This is a genomic window from Gordonia pseudamarae, assembly GCF_025273675.1.
In the GTDB taxonomy this organism is placed as follows: Bacteria; Actinomycetota; Actinomycetes; order Mycobacteriales; family Mycobacteriaceae; genus Gordonia; species Gordonia pseudamarae.
Genome location: NZ_CP045809.1, coordinates 273,536 through 293,210, shown reverse-complemented (window position 1 = coordinate 293,210; position 19,675 = coordinate 273,536). Strand labels below are relative to the sequence as shown.

The window sequence follows — 19,675 nt, the reverse complement described above, 5'->3', positions numbered from 1 at the left end:
CGCGGCTCAGTCCCGACCGCGTTCGAGTGCCCGCGCGATAGACCGTTCGATATGTTCGGCCGCGGCGGTCGGGACGTCGATGATGCCGCGCAGTTCTTCGCGGAGCTTCTTGTACGCGGTCTGCCGTTCGGCCGGGGTGGCGCCGTCGTCGTCGGCGGTCGCCACCAGCTTGCGCGCCCGGTTCAGTGAGCCCTGTTCGGCCTCGGTGAACCCGCTGTCCCGGCGCCGACGCGCCTCACGTTCGGCCGTGTCGAAGGAGACCACGTACTCGTCGACGGCGTTGCGGTAGCGTTCGGCGTCCGCCGGGTCGTCGACGTCGGCGGCGTCGGCGGGCCGCAGGGTGCCGGCGCGGACCCGGGCGCGGTGGAATGCCTCGGTGAGCGGTTCGCGCAGGTCGATGAGCATCGGGTAGTCGATCAGCGTCGCCAGGTCCATCTCGTAGGCGAACCAGCGCTCGTCCACCTTGTCGTGCATGGCCATGATCTTGGCCACCTGCCGCGCGGCCGGCGGACCGGAGGACAGCACGGCCCGTTGCGCCGCCGCGGCCTCGATCCGGGCCAGTTCGATCTTGTCCCGGCGGCGCCGTTCATCGTATGCCGCGACAGCCTTGGCCCACCCGCCGACGATCCCGGCGAGCGGAAACACCAACCACCAGTAGCCGGAGAGGAAGCTGAACAACGGACCCACCATTCGACCATAACGCGGGCCCGACACGTGGTGGTGGCGCCCGTCAATAGTTGCGGTCGGGCGTCACCGGTGCGATCAACTCACCACCGGCGGCAAAGCGCCGCACGTTCTCGGCCAGGAACGGCGCCATCTCCCGGGTCAGCCCCGACGCCGGGTTGGCGATGTGCGGGGTGATGATGACATTCGGCAGCGACCACAGCGGGTCGTCGGGCAAGGGTGGTTCGGGGTCTGTCACATCCAGCGCCGCGCCGGCGATGACCCCGTCCCGCAACGCCCTGTACAGCGCCTTCTGGTCGACGAGCGGTCCGCGGGCCACGTTCACGATCCACGCGTGCCCGGGCAGCGCGGCCAGGGACCGTTCGTTGATCAGGTGCCGGGTCTCCGGCGTGGAGGGTGCGGCGAGCACCACGTGATCGGTCTGCCCCCACACCTCGTCGAGCCGATCGGTGGGCAGGGTGAGCGCGGCCCCGTCGACGGGTCGCCCGGAACGGTTGACGGCGATCGTCGAGGCCCCGCCGGCGGTCAGCCGCGGGATCAGCGATGCGCCGATCCCGCCTGCGCCGACGATGGCGACCGTCGCGCCGCGCAGCGTCCGCACCCCGGTGTCGATGGCGTCCTTGTCCCAGTGCCGCAGCACGGAGGTGTTGATCTGCCGCAGCCCGGCCAGCAACAACGCCAGCGCGTGTTCGGCCACTCCTTCGGCGTAGAACCCGGACGCGTTGGTCCACCGGCGCTTGTCGTCGATCACCCCGGCGGCGAGGAACGCCTCGATGCCGGCGGTCTTGAGCGCGACCCATTCGATGCTGTCGGGCAGTTCCGGGAACCCGGCCGGGCCCACCCCGATCCACACCAGCACCCGCGCCCGGTCGAGGGGCACGACCCGTCCGCCCGCCCCTTCGACGGCCGCCACCAGGTGCGGGTCGTGTTCGGGTTCGATCGCCACCGTCACATCACTCACCGCAGTCACCTTTCGTCCACCACACGCCCGACCCCCTAGCTGGTTGAGGTGCGAAGAGCCGCTGGGCGATGAGCCTCGAAACCCCGTGACCCAACCCCGAAACCCGTGCCCCACCCCACCGGCAACACGAGCTCACCGCCCCGCGATCTCCCGCGCGGCCCCGGTCGCCAGGTCGTCGGCGATCTCGTTGTAGTGATCGCCGTTGTGTCCCTTCACCCATTTCCACGTCACATCGTGACGCTTTTCCTCCTCGACCAGCTTGCGCCACAGGTCCGCGTTCTTCACCGGCTTGCGGTCCTTGGTCTGCCAGCCGTTGGCCTGCCAGCCTTTCACCCACTGCATGATGCCGTTACGGACATAGCTGGAGTCGGTGTAGAGGACAACGCTAGACGGTCTCGTCAGCGCCGCAAGACCTTCGATCGCCGCGGTTAATTCCATCTTGTTGTTGGTGGTGTGTTCCTCGGCCCCCGACAGCCGCTTCTCCTGCCCGCGCCAGCGCATGATCACACCCCATCCACCCGGCCCCGGATTACCGAGACACGCACCATCGGTAGAGATTTCGACAACACCCGACGCCGCGTCGGCCGACGTCGCCGACGGCTCCACTGGACCCTGTTCATTCGCCACGACTGGAAGGTTACCCAACCTTTGGCACTGCGATCGCGCCCCGGAACCACCTACCCTGGGTTCATGCCGACCTGGGATCCCGCACGATACCTGCAGTTCGCCGACGATCGCGCGCGGCCATACCTCGACCTGATCGGCCAGGTCCGCACCACCGCCACCACCATCGTCGACCTGGGTTGCGGCACGGGCAGCGTCACGCGGCACCTACGCACGTTCTGGCCCGACGCCGACATTCTCGGTATCGATTCGTCGCCGGAGATGGTCGACGTCGCGCTCCGTGAGAACTGCGACGCGCACCTGAATTACGACATCGCCGACGTGACGACGTGGGAGCCGTTCGCCCCGGTCGATCTGATCGTGTCCAACGCGATGTTCCAATGGGTGCCCGATCAATTCGCGGTCATCGACAGGCTGCTCGGGTTCCTCGTCGACGGGGGAAGTTTCGCCGTGCAGGTCCCCAACAATGTCGACTCGCCCACCCATTCGTCGGTCCGTGAGCTGGCCGAGTCCGAACCTTTCCGCGCGCGGCTGGCCGATGTCCGCGCGCTGCCCCGCATCGAACCAGAGGACTATCTGGAGTTCTTCGCCGAACGCGGTTTCGCCGTCAACGCCTGGTCCACCACCTACCGCCACATTCTGCGCGGCGACAACCCGGTGTTCGACTGGATCTCCGCCACCGGCGCCCGCCCCTACCTCGAGGCCCTCGACGGTGACCTGCGCGAGCAGTTCACCGCCGACCTCAAGAGCCGGCTGCGCCAGGCCTACCCCGCCCGGCGCTGGGGCACCGTCATGCCGTTTCGCCGCACCTTCGCCGTGGCCTCCCCGCAACCCTGATCAGGTCCGGGTGCCTACCACCTCGGTCACCCACCTGACGGCCGAACGTCGGACATGGGTCTCATTATGCTGTGGGATACTCGGGGGATGGCCCGCCGCGTTGTCCTCATCAGGGCGATCAACGTGGGTGGCACCGCGAAGCTGCCGATGGCCGATCTGCGGGAGATCGCCGCCTCGCTCGGCGCCTCGGATGTGTCCACCTACATCGCCTCCGGAAATCTGCTCTGCGTGCCGCCCGGTGACCCCGCCCGGTTCGATCGTGCGCTCGAGTCGGCGATCGAGGCCCGGTTCGGGTTCTTCCGTGAGGTCATCAGCCGTTCGGTGTCCGAACTGGAGACCGCGGTGGCGGCGCATCCGTTCGAGGTGATCGACGAGAAGTTCAGTTATCTGTATCCGCTCACCGCGATTCCCGGACCGGAGCGGGTCCGGGACTTCGCGGCGAGATCCTTCGGCGACGACAGGTTCGCGGTGATCGGCGACAATCTGCATATCCGCTATGCCGGCGGTGCCGGTACCTCGACGTTGACGCCGCCGGCGATCGCCAGGGCGCTCGGCGTCACCGGCACCGGCCGCAACCTGCGCACGGTCGCCAAGCTCATCGCCCTGGCCGGGTAGCTCACAGTCCGGCCGGTTCACGGCCCGGCGGGCGGGGACTGCCGAGCGGTCGCCGTACGAGCACGGACGGCTCGGCATCGATCACTCGGTACCGGCGCGGACGGCGTCGGTGGCCTTGGCCAGATCTTCGAGTTGCTCGTCGGTGGGGGCTTCCCAGAGTTTCTTGGGCAGCTTCTCCAGTGCCTTGATGGCCCGCTCCGCACGGTCGAGGGCGTCATCGTGCGCGTCACCGGGTTCGTCCCCGGCGATCTCGATCAGCCGGTCGTCGAGTTCAAAAGCGGCGTCATCGAGCCGGTCACGTGCGGCGACCAGCGAATCATCGTGCGGCAGTGCCGGATTCTGGTGAACGTCGAGCATCGCGTAGCGGATCCGCTGATGCAGCAGCGCTTCCCTCGAGGTGTCGGTGGTCCACGATTCGGGTGCGCGACCGGCTTTTCCGGGAATCAGGTCGGTGGAGCGGGCGAAGTCGCGGACCCGCTTGTTGGAGTCGAACGCGAACCACACCACCCCGACGAGCAGGAAGATCGCCGCAACCGCGACGACGACGATGACCACTATCGCTACTGTCGACATCGGTATGCCTCTCTGTCGGGTCCCCTCCGACCCTAGCCGGTCCGGGCACCCGCCCAAAAATGCGCATAAGTACGTTCGGCGACCGGTACCGCTGGACCTACTCGGCCTGTTCGGCCCGCAACGCCGCCGCGTTCACCTTGGTGAGCACACTGTGCAATTCGGTGAGTACCTCGCGGTCCACGCCGAGTGCCCCGACGACGGCGGGCGGTATTGCCAGCGCCTGTTCGCGCAGGTCGCGACCGGCGCCGGTGAGGACGATGTCGACATTGCGTTCGTCGTCGCCGCGTCGCCGACGCTCGATGAGCCCGTTGGCCTCCAGCCGTTTGAGCAGCGGCGACAGTGTTGCGGAGTCGAGTTGCAGCACGTGCCCGATCTCCTTGACGGCCATCGGTTCGGATTCCCACAGCGCCAGCATCACCAGGTATTGCGGATGGGTGAGGCCGAGCGGGTCGAGTAGCCGGCGGTAGATGCGCAGCACCGACCGGTTGGCGACGGCGAGCGCGAAGCACACCTGCCGTTCGAGCAGGAGGGGGTTGTCATCCACAGTGATCGTGACGGCCATGCATCCCATTCTAGGTGATTTCGGTCGCGCACGATTGAATCGCCTCGACAGTTGTGCGATATTTGATAGTGCACGATCAATTAACCCGCGATCACAGCGAGGACCCTGATGAGCAGCCCTGAACTGAGCACCACCGGCGCAACGGAACCTATCGCCGACGGCCGCCACGACCCGATCCACCGCCCCAACCCGCTGCGGTGGATCAGCTACGCCTACGGTGCGGCACTCCCGGCGAAGAACCGTTCATGGGTGTACAACGACCTCACCGGCGCCTTCGCCGTTCCCCGCCATCTGCTGCGCAGCCAGTTCAGCTTCCTGCCGATCTACCTGGCGTTCTACTTCGGCTTTCCCGGGCAGGTGGGTATCCGTCTGGCGATGGTCGCGCTGGCGGCGTCGCTGGCGTTCATCTTCTCCCTCTCCTACATGGCCCAGAACCGGGCCCGCCGATTGCAGAAGAACGGCCTGGACGGCACCACGCTCACGCAACGGCGCCAGCGCGAGGCCGAGGCCGAACGCGCGGCCTACGAGGCCATTCACGGCGACCGGGGCGCGACCACAAGCTGACCCCGGTACGCGCGGTGGACGGTGCCGTGCCACCGTGTAGGGCATGACCATCACCGAAATCCTCGCCATTTTCGCCGCGGGCCTGGGTGCGGGTGCCATCAACACCCTGGTCGGCAGCGGCACCCTGATCACGTTCCCGACGCTGGTCGCGTTCGGCTACGCACCGGTCACCGCCACCATCTCCAACGCGATCGGCCTGGTGGCGGGCGGAGTGTCGGGGACGTGGGGCTACCGGCGCGAGCTGTCGGGCCAGTGGCGGCAGCTCAAGTGGCAGATGCCGGCCTCGTTCCTCGGTGCGCTGGTGGGCTGCTATCTGCTCCTGCACCTGCCCGAATCGGTGTTCGAGGCGGTCGTCCCGATCCTGATGGTCGCGGCACTCGTCCTGGTGGTGGCCCAGCCCCGCATCCAGCGCTGGGTTGCCAGGCGAACCGGTTTCGACGTGCGGGCCGTCGCCGACGAACGCACCGACCATCATCGGCTGCCGATGACGCCGGTGCGGGTCGCCGCGATGATCACTGCGACATTCCTCATCGGCATCTACGGCGGCTACTTCACCGCCGCCCAGGGCATCATGCTGATCGCGGCGCTGGGCATCATCGTGCCCGACGACATGCAGCGCATGAACGCCGTCAAGAATCTGCTGTCACTGATCGTCAACATCGTCGCCGCGGTCACCTACACCATCACCGCGTTCGACCGGATCAGTTGGGCCGCGGCCGGACTCATCGCGGCCGGCTCGCTGATCGGCGGGGTACTGGGCGCCCGCTACGGTCGGCGGCTGTCCCCCACAGCACTACGCGCGACGATCGTCGTCGTCGGAATCATCGGCCTGGTCCGGTTGGTGTTCGCCTGACCACCCGGCCGGTCCGCATCCGCGCCCGTATCTCCTCGCCTCTATCTTTGTCACCTATATCTCTATCGGGGGGTAGAGCCGGTCCATCGTGTACACCCGGTTGCGCCGCGCCGCCCACGCACTGACCGCGAGCGCCGCGACCAGCAGCCCGAGCAGCACCGCCACCGATGTCCACAGCCGTTCGTCGACGCCGCCGTTGATGAGCTGGCGCATTCCGTTGACGGCGTAGGTCATCGGGTCGAAGGGGTGCAATATCTGGAACGGTGTGGCGGTGGTCTCCACGGGATAGATACCTCCCGACGACACCATCTGCAGCATCAGGAAGGCCAGTGTCACCACACGTCCGACGGGTATCCCGAATATCGCGTTGAACATCTGGATGATCGCCAGGTAGGTGGCGCTGACAAGTATCACGAACGCGATCGCCCCGGCCACATGGACGGCGTCGAGTCCGAGTCCGAAGTGCACCACCAGGTACAGGACGATGCCCTGTCCGAGGGCGATGAGCAGTGCCGGCCAGTACGAGCTGAGCACCGTCCGGATGGCGCCGACCCCGTTGACGATGGGCCGCGACTGCAGCGGTTTGAGGATCATCCAGATGAGCATCGCGCCGATGAACAACGCCAGTGTCATGAAGAACGGCGCGAAACCGGAACCGAAGTTGGGCGCCTCGTTGTCGTGGATCATGTCCAGTGCCACCGGCGATGTGAGCGTCGCCGCCGTCCCGAGCCGCTGCTGTTCGGTCCACGTGGGTATCTGCTTCGCCCCGTCTTCGAGCCCGGTCGCCAGTTCCTCGGCGCCCGCCTTGAGTTGTGGTGTGCCGGCGGCGAGCTGACCGGCTCCGTCCGCGAGTTGTTGTCCGCCTGCCGCGAGTTGGGTGAGTCCACCGGCGAGGGTGTCGACGCCGGCCTTCAGCTGCGCCGAACCGTCCCGCAGCCGGGTGACCTGGGTGCCGAGTTCGCCGTTCTCCAGCATTGTCAGCATCGCCCGCAGACCGGGATCGGACAGTTGCTCCGACAGTGTGGCGCTGGTCTGTTTCAGCTCGTTGACGCGGGCGGTGGTCTGCGGGTTCAATCCCTGTGTGGACAGGAATTCCGCCGCCGGCGCAAGTAGTGTGGCCGCCTCACGCACGGCCGGGTTGGGGTCGAGTTTGAGGAAGGTGATGATCTGCTGCACCGACCGGTAGGCCTCGGACTGGGCCGACCCGGCGAACGAGAGTCCCTCGAGGATCGGCGACAGTTCGGTGCTCAGTTCTCGTGCCTGGGTCAGATACGTCGACGGCGCGATCCCCGAACTCTGAATCCGGTTGATCACGCCCAACAGTGGCCCGGTGGCCGACTGCACCCCGGCGGCGAGTTCGGCCGCTCCGGCCTGCAGTTGGGCGCCGCCGTCGCGGGCGGTGTTCAGATTCTCCGACAGCAGTGTGGCGCCCGACGAGAGTTGCTGCGCAGCCGAATCCGCGGTCCCCAGCCCGGTGGCGAGCTTCTTGGACCCGGCCGCCGCCTTGTCGAGGCCGGTGCCCGCGGTGGTCAGACCGACGAGCACCTGATCGACGGACTGCTGCCCGATGGTGTCACCGACCTTGGCCAGCACCTCCCGTGCCGCGTTCTGTCCGATGACGCTCGCCAGATAACTGTTGGCGTCGTTGAAGGTGAACTGCAGCAGCGCCTTGTGCGGGTTGTCAGTGTTCGGTGAGACGACAGCCGCCGAGAAGTCCTCGGGCAGGGTGATGGAGAAGTAGTAGTCGCCGTCCGCCACCCCGCGGCGGGCGTCGTCGGCCGACATCTCGGTGAGATTCAGCTCCCCCGACTTCTTCAGCGCGGCGGCCACCTGGTCGCCGGCGTTGATCTTCTTCCCGTCGTTGTCGGCGCCCTTGTCGAGGTTGACCAGTGCGGCGGGCATCTTGTTGACCTCGCCGAACGGGTTCCAGAACGCCCACAGATAGAGTGCGCCGTACAGCAGCGGCAGCAGCACCATCGCGACGACGGCGATGCGCGGCAGGGTGCCCCGCGAATATCGCCGGATCTCGGTGCCCAGTGACATTCCGGCCAGCATCAGCGACCACCTTCCCCACGTGCGTCCAGTTGGTCGATCAGCAGGTGATGCTGCAGCAGGTTGGGCACCGCGGTCTGGGTGCGCCAGCCCACGTCGGGCGGCAGCGGGTTGGCCGAGGCGGTGACGACGGTCTGCCGGGCGCCGAGCGCGACAAGCCGGTCGACCAGCAGCCGCTGGTCGCGGTCATTGGCCACCTGATCGATCGCGCCCACCACCAGCAGCGGCGGCGTCCTGGTGTTGCCGAGGGCGATCCGCAGCAGCAGCCCGTCGAGTTCGGGCAGTTCCTCGACATACTCGTCGAGGCCGGGCAGCGGGAGGTCGCCGAACACCTGCCCGCACACCCGCTGCAGGTCCTCGGGACGCGCCCGGGGTACCAGCGTGTACCAGGGCGCGTCCCAGCGCAGTTGTTCGGTCACCAGGTCGACGACGCGCACCGACTCGTAGATGGCGTCGAGCCCTTCGATACCTACCATCCCGGCCCGGCGGAAGATGTCGCGCGACGCGGTATCGCCGAATACGTCGAGATCACCGCTCTTGGCCTTCATCCGCCCGGCCAGAGTCATCAGCAGGGCGGTGCGGCCGCCGCTCGCGGGACCGACGAGTACGTTCAGCCCGCCCTCGGGTATGTCGAGGTCGATGGGTCCGTAGACAGGCCCCCACGGCCCCGACTGGGCGATTGCGCGTGCGGTGATCGCCGACCGGACCATCAGCACCTCCCGTTGTCTGATCGCAACTGACGATATGCACTATCGCTCATCCATGCTCAGTACGGTGCATTCCCCCGCCGATGGACGTGCCTGCGGTGCCGGGTCAGGCGACTTCTTTGTCGCCGTCCGATCGCTGCTCCAGCTTCTCGATCGCGTGGCGCCCGAACACCTGCTGTTCGGTGACCGCGAGCTGGCTGCGGGAACGGGTGGTGAAGGCAAGGGTCCAGTCGATGAACGTGGTGAACCGGCTGCGATGGCCCACCAGATACATCAGGTGCAGGAACAGCCAGCCGAGCCAGGCGAAGAAGCCCGCCGTCTCGATCGTTTTCTTGGTGCCCGGGATCGGGATCTGCGCGACGGCGCTGAACCGCGCGATGGTGGCCATCGAACCCTTGTCCCAGTAGCTGAACGGCTTGCGGGATTCGACTGTGGCACCGGACAGTCCGGCCTTGATGGCATCGGTGGCGTAGCGGGCGCCCTGGATCGCGCCCTGCGCCATACCGGGCACGCCTTCGACAAAGGCCATGTCGCCCACCACGAATACTTCAGGGTGCCCCGGAATGGTCAGGTCGGGAAGGACTTTCACCCGTCCGGCCCGATCCAGCTCCACCTCGCTCTGCGCGGCGAGCTGCTTGCCCAGCGGGCTGGCCGCGACACCGGCCGACCACACCTTGCACTGGCTCTCGATGCGGCGGGTGGTGCCGTCCGAGTCCTTGACGACGAGGCCGTCGTAGTCCATGTCGACGACCATCGCCCCGAGCTGCACCTCGACACCGAGTGTGGCCAGCTTCTCCGCGGCCTTCCGGCTGAGTTTGCCGCCGTACGGCGGCAGCACGACGGGTGCGGCGTCGAGCAGGATCACCCGTGCGGTGGTCGAGTCGATGCGCCGGAAGGTGCCCTTGAGCGTCTTGTTCGCCATCTCGGCGATCTGGCCGGCCATCTCGACGCCGGTGGCGCCCGCACCGACCACGACGAAGGTCAGCAGCCGGTCACGTTCGGCCGGATCGTCGGACAGTTCGGCCTGCTCGAATGCGCCGAGGATGCGTCCGCGCAGTTCGAGGGCGTCGTCGATGGTCTTGAGACCGGGCGCGAACTCCGCGAAACGGTCGTTGCCGAAGTACGACTGACCCGCGCCGGCGGCGATGATGATGCTGTCGTAGGAGGTGGTGGTGACCCGTTCGAGGAGCCTGGAGGTGACCTTCTTGCCGACGATATCGATGTCCTCGACCTCGCCGAGCACCACCGTGAGGTTCTTCTGTTTACGTCGAACCACCCGGAACGGCGGTGCGATCTGCCCTTCGGAGATGATGCCGGTGGCCACTTGGTAGAGCAGTGGCTGGAACAGGTGGTGGGTGGTCTTGGCGATCACCGTCACGTCGACGTCGGCCTTGGCCAGTTCACGGGCGGCGGTCAATCCGCCGAATCCGGATCCGATGACGACGATGTGGTGGCGCGCTGGAGTAGTTGCCGGCGCTGCGGACATGGCGCATCCTTTCGGTTCATCGTCGGCACCCAGGCGGTCGATGCCGTCGTCGAAACGCTCCATGCCGGTACTCCGGCTACGCCAGTCGCACTCCCGATGCTAATACACACGCAATCGTGCGCGCACCCCGTTTGCACCATCCGGGGTGCGCGGTGACCGGGCGGGAGAACCGTCAGCGGACGACCGACACCACCGGTGCGACGACGCCGTCATCGTCCTCGTCGTGTGCGCCGAAATCGAGCTTGCAGGCGATGTCGTCGAGGGTGCAGTAACCGTCCTCGACCGCGCGGATCAGCAGCGCGATCTTGGTGCCGGCCGGGCGACCCACGTCGCGGTACTTGGAGCGGATGCGGGCCAGATGCGTACGGACCGTGGCGGCGGTGACGAACAGCTTGTCGGCGACCTCCACCTTCGTGTCGCAGACCAGCCACGTCGAGAGGATTTCGACCTCCCGCGCGCTCAGTCGCGGGGAGACGACGCCGCTGTCGCCCACGGCGCTGACACCGACACGCAGGGACGGGTCGGCTATGAGTCCACGGGACACGAGCGAAGCTGTCATCAGATTCTCCTACATCCAGGATCGACACCCACGACATCTGATTCGCATCAGCAATCCGTGGATGTTCGAACGCAAAGTTTCCCGCCGCGAACCTGAATATATGCCAAAAGCCGCACCCTCGCATAGACGAATAATCGTGCGACACCAGGACTAGGGGCAACGTTGCCTAACCTAAGTGGAAAAGTGCTCAAAAACTGGGCCTTTCGGCACTTTTCACGACCTCAAGCCACCCGCTCACTGCCACCCAAAGGGTCCCCGGAGGGGCTTGTAACGCTTGTTCGTCCCTTGACGATAAACCTGACTGCGGCATCCGTCGATACACTCAGCGGACGACAGTCCGACTACTTCATAGTTGACAGTTCACGCGCCGCACAGCCGCGGCCGCCCGTCGCGTCCGCTACCGCGGCCTAATTGCACACGCGCGCAGCGTTGTCAGACCGCAGAGTCGGGGAAGGCGATCACCGACAGGAACCGCACGGGCAGCTCGATGAGGTCGACCGGGCCGTGCACCCCTTCCCCGTCGAGTTGCATCGAGTCCCCCGGCGCGAGCCGGTACACCGAGCGACTGTGTGCGTAGTCCATGACACCTTCGAGCATGTAGAGGAACTCGGTGCCCGGATGCTGGAACAGCGGCTGGGTGACCGACTTCTCGGTCAGCGTCACCAGCAGGCACTCCAGCCGCTTGTGTTCACCGCGCAGCGAGCCCAGGAGCTCGTACTCATGACCTTCGCGAGATCCCTCGCGGACAATCGCCGAGCCCTCGCCGGCTTTCACGAACACCGCCGACCGTTCGACGTCGGCACCACCGAACAGCGAGGTCACCGCAACATCGAAGGCGGTGGACAGTCTGGCCAGGGTGCTCAGGCTGCACGAAGTCTGCGCGTTCTCGATCTTGGACAGCATCGCCTTGGAGATGCCGGCCCTGGCAGCCATGTCGCCGACCGACAGCCCGGCCTGCAGTCGCAGCCGGCGCACGTTGCGGGCGATCGCGGTTTCGAGTTCGAGTTCCTCGACGGGCCGGTCGACGGTGCGTTCGCGCGCGGTGCCCGACTGGTTGCGGATCAGCTCCGCCGCCGTCTCCGGATCGATCTGCCCAACAGCACTGTGGTCAGCAGCACTGTCGTCAGCAGCACTGTGGTCGGCAGCACTGTGGTCGGCGGCGCTGTGCTCGGCGGTCATCGGGCCAGAATAGCGACAAGGAACCACCAGAGGGGACATTGTTCACTGTGAGTGTCCCCTCAGGTGGAACCTGTCACCTCATCTCCCCCGCCCCCACGTACGGGAAGCGGGTGGTGAGCAGGTCACCCTGCGCGAAGCGGGAGAACCTGAAGTCGGTTTCCGGGATGCGTGGGTCACTGCTGCGACCGTCGACGACGATGTCCGCGACCAGCCGCCCGACGGCCGGTGCGATCTTGAAGCCGTGACCGCTGAACCCCGCCGCGATCACCAGCCCGTCCAGCGGCCCCGCGGAGATGATCGGGTTCCAGTCGGGGGTGACGTCGTAGCATCCGGCGTAGCTGCTGCTGATGGCCGCCTCGGTCCAGTCCGGGAAACGGGTGCCCACCTTGTCGACGGTCAGGTCGATGAACTCCTCGGTCGCCCGGTTCAGGTACGAATCGGGGTCGGCGATCTCCAGCTCGGCCAGATCACTGTTGCCGAAAAGGATCTCGCCGCGCACGTCCGGCCGCACGTACTGTAGTGACACCAGATCCGAGAACACCGGCACCGCACCGAGCTCCACGCCGGGGTCGATCATCACGATCTGTTCGCGGTGCACCTTGATGGGTACGTCGATGCCGTACCGCGCCAGGAACGGGGCGGTCCACGCGCCGGTGGCCACGACCACGGTGTCCGCACCGATCGACGTCCCATCGGCCAGCCGCACGCCGGTCACCTTCTCGCCGTTGGTGATCAGTTCGGTGACGGCCGCACCCTGCCGGACGCGCACCCCGGCCGCACGCGCCGACGCCGCGAACGCCTGCGCGGTCTGATAGGCGTCGCCGTATCCGCCGCGCTCCTCCCAGCCGAACGCGGCGAACGGCTCGAGGTCGGCGGTGGGCCACATCGCGGCCACGTCCGACTTGTCGATCTCCTCGGTCTGTACGCCGACCTCGCGTTGCGCGGCAAGACTTTTGCGCATCGCATCGACATTGGCCTCACCCACCCCCACGACGTAACCGGTCTGCCGGAAGCCGATGTCGGTACCGAAGATCTCCTCGGCCTTCTCGAACACCTCCAGCCCATAGGCGGCCATCGCGGCCAGCGAACCGACCCCGTAGTGGCAGCGGACGATACCGGACGACTTGCCGGTCATCCCCGATGCGACGGTGCCGCGCTCGCACACGACGACATCGGTGACGCCCCGGTCGGCCAGCGCCCACGCGGTGGCGGCCCCTTCCAGACCGCCACCGACGATCACCGCCGCCGCGGTTTCTGTCACAGCCGTTTCTGTCACAGCCCCGCCCCCGGAATCCAGGAGGTACCGGCCAGCGGTACCCGCGCCATCGCCGCGGCCTCGATCGAGATCGCCACCAGGTCTTCCGGTTCCAGGTGCTGCAGGTGCGCCTTCCCACAGGCGCGGGCGATGGTCTGCGCCTCCATGGTCAGCACGCGCAGGAAGTTGGCCAGCCGGCGCCCGCCCTCGATCGGATCGAACCGCGCCGCCAGCTCCGGGTCCTGGGTGGTGATACCGGCCGGATCCCTGCCGTCCTGGAAGTCGTCGTAGAATCCGGCGGCCGAGCCGATCGCCTCGTACTCCTTCTCGTACCGGGGATCGTTGTCCCCCAGGGCGATCAGTGCGGCGGTACCAATGGCCACGGCGTCGGCACCCAGCGCCATCGCCTTCGCCACGTCGGCGCCGTTACGGATTCCGCCCGAGACAATGAGCTGCACCTGCCGGTGCACACCGAGTTCCTGCAGCGCCTGCACCGCCTGCGGGATCGCGGCCAGCGTGGGGATACCGACATGTTCGATGAACACATCCTGGGTGGCCGCGGTACCGCCTTGCATACCGTCCACCACAACCACATCGGCGCCCGAATGCACGGCGAGCTTGACATCGAAGTAGGTCCGGGTGGCGCCGACCTTCACATAGATCGGCTTCTCCCAGTCGGTGATCTCCCGCAGCTCGTTGATCTTGATCGCCAGATCGTCCGGACCGGTCCAGTCCGGATGCCGGCACGCGCTGCGCTGATCGATCCCCTCGGGCAGCGTCCGCATCCCGGCGACACGCTCGGAGATCTTCTGCCCCAGCAACATTCCACCGCCACCGGGCTTGGCCCCCTGGCCGAGCACCACCTCGATGGCATCGGCCTTGCGCAGATCGTCGGGATTCATCCCGTAGCGCGACGGAAGATACTGGTAGACCAGATGTTTGGACTGTCCGCGCTCCTCCGGCGTCATGCCGCCGTCACCGGTGGTCGTGGAGGTGCCGACTTCCGACGCACCGCGCCCGAGGGCCTCCTTCGCGCCGGCCGACAACGCACCGAAACTCATTCCGGCGATGGTGACCGGGGTGTCGAGATGCAAGGGGTACTTGGCATTGCGGGCACCTAGCACCACATCGGTGCCGCACTTCTCCCGGTACCCCTCCAGCGGGTACCGCGACATCGACGCACCCAGGAACAACAGGTCGTCGAAATGCGGTAGCTTGCGCTTGGCGCCCCACCCGCGAATGTCGTAGATACCCGTCTGCGCCGATCGTTGGATCGCGGCGATCGTCGCCCGGTCGAAGGTGGCGGATTCCCGCAGCCCCCGCTGTTCCACACTGAGGTTGTCTGTCATTGTCCTGAATCCTTATCGTGTCGTCGATGGGCCGGGTGTCAGTACGCCGAGGCGTTGTCCACCGCGAAGTGGTACAGCGTCCGCGCCGACCCGTACCGGGTGTATTCGCCCGGATCGTCGTCGCCGAACCCGGCGGCGGCCAGTAGCGCGGTCAGCTCCGCGATATGTTCGGGGCGCATCGGCTTGGCCACGCAGTCCGCTCCCAGCGATGCGACCGAACCCCGCACGTACAGGCGGGTTTCATAGATCGAATCGCCCAGTCCGTCACCGGCATCGCCGCGTACCACCATGCGCCCGGCCTGTGCCATGAACGCGCTGTTGTGGCCCACATCGCCCCCGACGACGATATCGACGCCCTTCATCGAGATCCCACAGCGGGCGGCCGCATCGCCCTTCACCACGAGCAGGCCGCCGTGCGCGGTCGCACCGGCCGACTGCGAGGCGTTGCCCTCCACGATCACGGTGCCGCTCATCATGTTCTCGGCGACACCGGTGCCGGCGTTACCGTTGATGAGCACGGTGGCCTGCTGGTTCATTCCGGCCGCGTAGTAACCGACGTGCCCGTCGATCGTGATGACCAGCGGCGCGTCCACCCCCGCGGCGACACTGTGCGCGCCTGCCGGATTGGTGATCAGCACCTCGCCGGTGATCGGTCCGTGCAAGGTGGCGTTCACCTCACGTAGCGGCGTGGCCGACAGGTCGAAGCTGTGCAGATTGGTCTCGGCTGCGACCTCGGGCGCAGCGATGGTGTCGGTCATGAGTTGACTCCGATCATGGAAAGTATCAGTGTTATTCGGCTGAGGAAATCGCCGGCAGGATCAACGGCCGCCGGCGCGGGCTACAATCACAGGCCGCTACCGCGTCCAGGCGTACACAACTTCGGGCTCGGGCTCCCAGATGTTGGCGTTATCCACACCCGGAAGGTGCGCGAGCGCGCGGAACTCGCTGGCCATGGCCACCCAGTCGTCGGTTTCGGCGATCACCGCCGGTTTGCACGCGATGGCGTCGCGCACCACGGCGAACGAATCGTGGTTGGACACCAGCAGCGTGTAGAAGCCGTCGAAGGTGGCACACACCTCCTTGAGCGCGGTTTCCACGTCCTTGCCCTGCGCGAGCTGGTCGGCGACAAACCTGGCGCCCACCTCGGTATCGTTCTCGCTGTCGAATTCGATTCCGGCGGAGCGTAGTTCGCGCCGTATGGTGGCGTGGTTGGCGAACGATCCGTTGTGCACCAGGCATTGCTGCGGTCCCACCGCGTACGGGTGGGCACCCGACGGGGTGACCGCCGACTCGGTCGCCATCCGGGTGTGTCCCACTCCCTGCCACCCCGACGCTCCGGCCAATCCCCAGCGCGCCGCCAGATCGCGCGGCGTGCCGACGCCCTTGAGAACCGTCAGATCAGTGCCGAAACCGGCGATCAGCGCGTTCGGATAGGTGGCCTTGACCACGGCGAGCAGTTCCTCGGAGGCCACCGGCGCCGAGATCACCAGCGTCTCGTCGACGAGCTTGGCCTCAATAGTCTGCCCGACGGCGCCGGTGAGTGCCGCCACGGCCTCGGCGGGGGTGGCCTCGACGTCGAGCACGCTGACGCAGCCGTGTCCGGCGGGCGACCAGGCATCGTTGCCGTAGACGGCGATTCCGGCCGAATCGGCTCCGCGGTCCTGCATCTCGCCGAGCATCCGGGCGAGCAGTTCGCCGAGCCGGGGCTGGAGTTCAGGGGTGCGCAGGTGTAGTCCGACAATTCCACACATGTCTATGTTTCCTTCGAATTCAACTGGTTGAGGTGCGAGGAGCGTCGGCGACGGGCCTCGGAACCTGGTGGGATGGGGGCGTCCGGAACCTCAGAACGCCGTGAGGTACTTCTCGACTTCCCACGGCGACACCGCCGAGTGCCAGGAGAAGAACTCTTCCCGCTTGAGATGGGAGAAGTATTCGGAAACCCGTTGCTGCCCCTCGGGCCATTCGTCCGGAATCGCGGCGTCGAGCACACCGCTGACGACGGAGTCCGCGTCGAGCGCTTCGATGGCGTGCAGCAACGTGAGCGGCAGCTCGCTGATGTGCGCGGGACAGGTGCCGAGCGCGCCGGGATCGAGGCTGCGCTTGATGCCGTCCAGGCCCGCGCCGAGCGCGGCCGCGATGGCCAGGTACGGGTTGGCCGCGCCGTCACCACCGCGCAGTTCGAGACGCTGTTCGTCGGGGACCCGCACGTAGTGGGTGCGATCGTTGCCGCCGTAGGTGGCCCGGCGCGGCGCCCACGAGGCACCCGAGCGGGTGGCAGTGGCACCGGTTCGCTTGTAGGAGTTGACCGTCGGCGCGATGAGCGCCTGCAGAGCGGGCGCGTGCTCGAGCACTCCGCCGAGGAATCCGTAGGCGGTCGGTGACAGGCCCAGGCCGCGGCTGTCCTCGCCCTCGGACCCGGGGAACACGGGGTTGCCGGCGGAGGTGAGCGACAGATGCAGGTGCAGACCGGTTCCGGTGCGTTCGGCGAACGGCTTGGGCATGAACGTGGCCACCATGCCGCGCTCGGCGGCGAGGGTGCTCAGGATGTAGCGCAGGGTGATCACCCGGTCGGCGGTGGTGAGCGCCTCCGCGTACTGGAAGTTCTGTTCGAACTGGCCGTTGCCGTCCTCGTGATCGTTGGCGTAGTTGCTCCAGCCGAGCTGGTTCATCGCGTCGGACACGCTGGTCAGGTGGTCGTACATGCGGGTGAGGCCGCGCACGTCGTAGCAGGGCTGATCGGCGTCGTCGGCGTCGTCGGCGGTCACCAGACGTCCGTCGGCGGCCTTCTTGAGCAGAAAGTATTCGACCTCGGCACCCACCCACGGTTCGAAGCCGGCGTCGGCGGCGCGTTCGATGAGGGATTTGAGGATGACGCGCGGGGCGAACGGCCACGGCTTGCCTTCGACGTGCGGATCGCAGTGCACGATCGCCAGGCCGTCCTTGATGAACGGCACCGACAGGAACGATGCCGGGTCGGGTACGGCCATCAGGTCGGGATCTTTGGGTTCCTGTCCGATGGCGCCGACGGCGTAGCCGGCGAATCCGACGCCCTTGGTGGCGAGTTCGTCGACGGCGGAAACCGGTACGAGCTTGGCACAGGGTTTGCCGCGCAGGTCGACGAACATGGCGAGGATGAACTTGGTGCCGTGCTTCGCACAGAGGTCGGCAAGCTCGGTGGTATCAGCTGTCATGGTGGTCTCCGGGGGAAAGTCCGGGCGGTTGTCCACTCGGATGAATCATTGTCTACACATAGTAGACACCCGGTTTATTGCGCCACTGTTACAGATCGGTGAGGTGCTCGTGTCGGAGCCCCTTCGCCGATTGAGTCATCAGGACCCATATGAGCCGGTTGAGGTGTACCGAGCGCAAGCAACGAGCCTCGAAGCCCGGTGAGAGAACAATGTCCGTCTCACCGGGTTTCGAGGCTCGCAGGCTCACACCTCAACCGGCGAATGGCAGCCGGCGGAATGACTACGTCGTGGCCGCCTTCTCCGGCTCGGCACCCATCGTTGCCAGCTTGTTCGCCGAGGCCGACGTCAGTCCGCCGTGCCCGACACCGGCGGCAGGGATCTCGTAGGCCGACTCCGCGTGGATGACGGGGTCCAGGCCCCCCATCTCGGTGTCGTCGTCCACCCGCAGACCCATCGTCTTGTCGATGGCCTTGGCGATCAGGTAGGTCATCACGAACGAGAACGTGCAGGTGATGAGGATGCCCGCGAGTTCGCGCCACAGGATCTCCCAGTCACCGCCGAGCAGCACGCCGCGCACACCCGCCGGGGCCGACTCGGAGGCGAACAGCACGATGCAGAAGGTGCCGACGATGCCGCCGACGCCGTGCACCGCGAACGCGTCGAGCGCGTCGTCGACCTTCACCTTGCCCTTGAGGCTGAGCAGGAACGCGACAGCCGCCCCGGCGAGGACTCCGACGCCGAGCGCGCCGAGCGGGCTCATCGCGTTCGCCGACGGGGTGATACCGACCAGACCCGCGATGGCACCGGTCATCAGGCCCAGCGAGGTGACGTGACCTTCCCGGAACCGTTCGATGATACAGAACCCGATCATGCCTGCGCTGCCGGCGAGCAGCGTATTGAGAATCACGAACTGCGCCAGAAAGTTCGCGCCCAGCGCACAGCTGCCGTTGAAGCCGAACCAGCCGAACCACAGGATGCCGCCGCCGAGCAACGCCATCGGCACATTGTGCGGACGCTCCACCCTGCGCTTGCGCGCACCGATCGCCACCGCCAGCGCCAGCGCCGCGACACCGGAGTTCATGTGCACCGCGGTGCCGCCGGCGTAGTCGTGAATCTTGATGTCGTTCAACAGGAAGCCACCCTGGAAGCCGTCCTCGCCGTCGGCGGAGAACACCCAGTGCGCCAGCGGGAAGTACACGAGCGTCAACCAGATGGGTGCAAACACCAGCCAGGCGGTGAACTTCATCCGTCCGGCCGCGCCGGAGGCGACGATGGCGATGGTGATGGCGGCGAACAGGATGAACCAGGCCGCGAAATACACGCCCTGGGTGGTGCCGCTGCCGTCGTCGGCCTGGAAGCCCTGCAGGCCGAGATAATCCACCGGGTTGCCGATGAATCCGCCGCCGATCGAATCGCCGGAAACCAGGCCGTAGCCATACAACACGTACAGCACACTGGTGATGCCGAGTGTCGACAGGACCATCGTCATCACGTTGAGAACGTTTCGGGCACCGACCATTCCGCCGTAGTAGAAGGCCAGGCCGGGGAACATGAGCAGAACGAGCGCGAATGCGGCGAGCATCCACGCGAGGTCGCCGTTGGCGGCGATGACCGGATCCATAGG

At 66.7% G+C, this 19,675-nt stretch carries 20 protein-coding genes and 1 riboswitch; of the genes, 4 read left to right on the top strand and 16 right to left on the bottom strand.

The annotated features are described in order from the left end of the window. Nucleotides 1-6: 6 nt before the first annotated feature. From GII31_RS01195 to rnhA, 3 genes are all read right to left on the bottom strand, one after another. Complete coding sequence (locus GII31_RS01195; RefSeq protein ID WP_407649961.1) at nt 7-687, bottom strand: hypothetical protein; 681 nt, start codon at nt 685-687, stop codon at nt 7-9. Between the two features lie 43 nt (nt 688-730). Then, entirely contained in the window at nt 731-1,645 is a 915-nt protein-coding gene (locus tag GII31_RS01190) for a D-isomer specific 2-hydroxyacid dehydrogenase family protein (RefSeq protein WP_213246036.1), read from the bottom strand. A gap of 132 nt (nt 1,646-1,777) precedes the next feature. After that, nucleotides 1,778-2,251, bottom strand: a complete 474-nt coding sequence (gene rnhA / locus GII31_RS01185) for a ribonuclease HI (protein WP_213246034.1) — start codon at nt 2,249-2,251, stop codon at nt 1,778-1,780. Nucleotides 2,252-2,335: 84 nt separating this feature from the next. Between rnhA and GII31_RS01180 the strand changes: the two genes are divergently transcribed. Together GII31_RS01180 and GII31_RS01175 are read left to right on the top strand one after the other, a co-directional pair. Further along, nucleotides 2,336-3,106 carry a methyltransferase domain-containing protein gene (locus tag GII31_RS01180; RefSeq protein WP_213246033.1) on the top strand — a complete coding sequence of 257 codons (771 nt, stop codon included), beginning with the start codon at nt 2,336-2,338 and terminating at the stop codon, nt 3,104-3,106. An 87-nt stretch (nt 3,107-3,193) separates the two neighbouring features. Beyond that, entirely contained in the window at nt 3,194-3,721 is a 528-nt protein-coding gene (locus GII31_RS01175; protein ID WP_213246030.1) for a DUF1697 domain-containing protein, read from the top strand. An 81-nt stretch (nt 3,722-3,802) separates the two neighbouring features. Here GII31_RS01175 and GII31_RS01170 read toward each other — a convergent pair whose 3' ends face one another. Then, a complete protein-coding gene (locus GII31_RS01170; protein ID WP_213246028.1) occupies nt 3,803-4,294 on the bottom strand; it encodes a hypothetical protein in 492 nt (163 codons plus the stop codon). Nucleotides 4,295-4,391: 97 nt separating this feature from the next. Beyond that, on the bottom strand, nt 4,392-4,856 hold the full coding sequence (locus GII31_RS01165) for a MarR family winged helix-turn-helix transcriptional regulator (RefSeq protein WP_213246026.1): 465 nt from the start codon (nt 4,854-4,856) through the stop codon (nt 4,392-4,394). Nucleotides 4,857-4,964: 108 nt separating this feature from the next. Between GII31_RS01165 and GII31_RS01160 the strand changes: the two genes are divergently transcribed. Both GII31_RS01160 and GII31_RS01155 read left to right on the top strand, forming a co-directional pair. Beyond that, nucleotides 4,965-5,420 (top strand): DUF5313 domain-containing protein, encoded by a 456-nt coding sequence (locus GII31_RS01160; RefSeq protein WP_260840231.1) that lies wholly within the window; start codon nt 4,965-4,967, stop codon nt 5,418-5,420. 43 nt (nt 5,421-5,463) lie between these two features. Continuing rightward, entirely contained in the window at nt 5,464-6,273 is an 810-nt protein-coding gene (locus GII31_RS01155; RefSeq protein WP_213246017.1) for a sulfite exporter TauE/SafE family protein, read from the top strand. A 54-nt stretch (nt 6,274-6,327) separates the two neighbouring features. Here the strand turns inward: GII31_RS01155 and GII31_RS01150 are convergent, their stop codons facing one another. The 11 genes from GII31_RS01150 to GII31_RS01100 all read right to left on the bottom strand — a co-directional run bounded on the left by GII31_RS01150 (nt 6,328) and on the right by GII31_RS01100 (nt 19,672). Beyond that, nucleotides 6,328-8,328 (bottom strand): YhgE/Pip domain-containing protein, encoded by a 2,001-nt coding sequence (locus tag GII31_RS01150; RefSeq protein WP_213246015.1) that lies wholly within the window; start codon nt 8,326-8,328, stop codon nt 6,328-6,330. Continuing rightward, nucleotides 8,328-9,035: a P-loop NTPase family protein gene (locus GII31_RS01145; protein WP_213246013.1), complete on the bottom strand. Its 708-nt coding sequence runs from the start codon at nt 9,033-9,035 to the stop codon at nt 8,328-8,330. The genes GII31_RS01150 and GII31_RS01145 overlap by 1 nt, the downstream gene beginning before the upstream one ends. Nucleotides 9,036-9,138: 103 nt before the next feature. Next, nucleotides 9,139-10,518 (bottom strand): NAD(P)/FAD-dependent oxidoreductase, encoded by a 1,380-nt coding sequence (locus GII31_RS01140; RefSeq protein ID WP_213249645.1) that lies wholly within the window; start codon nt 10,516-10,518, stop codon nt 9,139-9,141. A gap of 20 nt (nt 10,519-10,538) precedes the next feature. After that, nucleotides 10,539-10,617: riboswitch (ZMP/ZTP riboswitch) on the bottom strand. Nucleotides 10,618-10,690: 73 nt separating this feature from the next. Next, on the bottom strand, nt 10,691-11,077 hold the full coding sequence (locus GII31_RS01135) for a LuxR C-terminal-related transcriptional regulator (protein WP_213246012.1): 387 nt from the start codon (nt 11,075-11,077) through the stop codon (nt 10,691-10,693). A 432-nt stretch (nt 11,078-11,509) separates the two neighbouring features. Continuing rightward, nucleotides 11,510-12,256, bottom strand: a complete 747-nt coding sequence (locus GII31_RS01130; protein ID WP_246222046.1) for a helix-turn-helix domain-containing protein — start codon at nt 12,254-12,256, stop codon at nt 11,510-11,512. Nucleotides 12,257-12,329: 73 nt separating this feature from the next. After that, nucleotides 12,330-13,517 carry an NAD(P)/FAD-dependent oxidoreductase gene (locus GII31_RS01125; protein ID WP_213246010.1) on the bottom strand — a complete coding sequence of 396 codons (1,188 nt, stop codon included), beginning with the start codon at nt 13,515-13,517 and terminating at the stop codon, nt 12,330-12,332. A gap of 11 nt (nt 13,518-13,528) precedes the next feature. Next, nucleotides 13,529-14,860, bottom strand: coding sequence for an FMN-binding glutamate synthase family protein (locus GII31_RS01120; protein WP_213246008.1), 1,332 nt, complete (start codon nt 14,858-14,860; stop codon nt 13,529-13,531). Between the two features lie 38 nt (nt 14,861-14,898). Continuing rightward, nucleotides 14,899-15,618 (bottom strand): protein glxC, encoded by a 720-nt coding sequence (locus tag GII31_RS01115; protein ID WP_213246006.1) that lies wholly within the window; start codon nt 15,616-15,618, stop codon nt 14,899-14,901. Nucleotides 15,619-15,714: 96 nt separating this feature from the next. Continuing rightward, a complete protein-coding gene (locus GII31_RS01110; protein WP_260840230.1) occupies nt 15,715-16,611 on the bottom strand; it encodes a class II glutamine amidotransferase domain-containing protein in 897 nt (298 codons plus the stop codon). A 90-nt stretch (nt 16,612-16,701) separates the two neighbouring features. Next, nucleotides 16,702-18,051, bottom strand: coding sequence for a type III glutamate--ammonia ligase (gene glnT, locus GII31_RS01105; protein ID WP_213246002.1), 1,350 nt, complete (start codon nt 18,049-18,051; stop codon nt 16,702-16,704). A gap of 280 nt (nt 18,052-18,331) precedes the next feature. Then, nucleotides 18,332-19,672 (bottom strand): ammonium transporter, encoded by a 1,341-nt coding sequence (locus GII31_RS01100; protein ID WP_213246000.1) that lies wholly within the window; start codon nt 19,670-19,672, stop codon nt 18,332-18,334. Nucleotides 19,673-19,675: the final 3 nt, after the last annotated feature.

Bases quoted from the DNA above. Each gene is read 5' to 3' on its own strand.
- GII31_RS01115 (WP_213246006.1), bottom strand. From the start codon at position 15,618: ATGACCGACACCATCGCTGCGCCCGAGGTCGCAGCCGAGACCAATCTG.
- GII31_RS01180 (WP_213246033.1), top strand. From the start codon at position 2,336: ATGCCGACCTGGGATCCCGCACGATACCTGCAGTTCGCCGACGATCGC.
- GII31_RS01100 (WP_213246000.1), bottom strand. From the start codon at position 19,672: ATGGATCCGGTCATCGCCGCCAACGGCGACCTCGCGTGGATGCTCGCC.
- GII31_RS01165 (WP_213246026.1), bottom strand. From the start codon at position 4,856: ATGGCCGTCACGATCACTGTGGATGACAACCCCCTCCTGCTCGAACGG.
- glnT (WP_213246002.1), bottom strand. From the start codon at position 18,051: ATGACAGCTGATACCACCGAGCTTGCCGACCTCTGTGCGAAGCACGGC.
- GII31_RS01130 (WP_246222046.1), bottom strand. From the start codon at position 12,256: ATGACCGCCGAGCACAGCGCCGCCGACCACAGTGCTGCCGACCACAGT.
- GII31_RS01170 (WP_213246028.1), bottom strand. From the start codon at position 4,294: ATGTCGACAGTAGCGATAGTGGTCATCGTCGTCGTCGCGGTTGCGGCG.
- GII31_RS01145 (WP_213246013.1), bottom strand. From the start codon at position 9,035: ATGGTCCGGTCGGCGATCACCGCACGCGCAATCGCCCAGTCGGGGCCG.
- GII31_RS01110 (WP_260840230.1), bottom strand. From the start codon at position 16,611: ATGTGTGGAATTGTCGGACTACACCTGCGCACCCCTGAACTCCAGCCC.
- GII31_RS01150 (WP_213246015.1), bottom strand. From the start codon at position 8,328: ATGCTGGCCGGAATGTCACTGGGCACCGAGATCCGGCGATATTCGCGG.
- GII31_RS01135 (WP_213246012.1), bottom strand. From the start codon at position 11,077: ATGACAGCTTCGCTCGTGTCCCGTGGACTCATAGCCGACCCGTCCCTG.
- GII31_RS01140 (WP_213249645.1), bottom strand. From the start codon at position 10,518: ATGTCCGCAGCGCCGGCAACTACTCCAGCGCGCCACCACATCGTCGTC.
- GII31_RS01160 (WP_260840231.1), top strand. From the start codon at position 4,965: ATGAGCAGCCCTGAACTGAGCACCACCGGCGCAACGGAACCTATCGCC.
- GII31_RS01120 (WP_213246008.1), bottom strand. From the start codon at position 14,860: ATGACAGACAACCTCAGTGTGGAACAGCGGGGGCTGCGGGAATCCGCC.
- GII31_RS01155 (WP_213246017.1), top strand. From the start codon at position 5,464: ATGACCATCACCGAAATCCTCGCCATTTTCGCCGCGGGCCTGGGTGCG.
- GII31_RS01175 (WP_213246030.1), top strand. From the start codon at position 3,194: ATGGCCCGCCGCGTTGTCCTCATCAGGGCGATCAACGTGGGTGGCACC.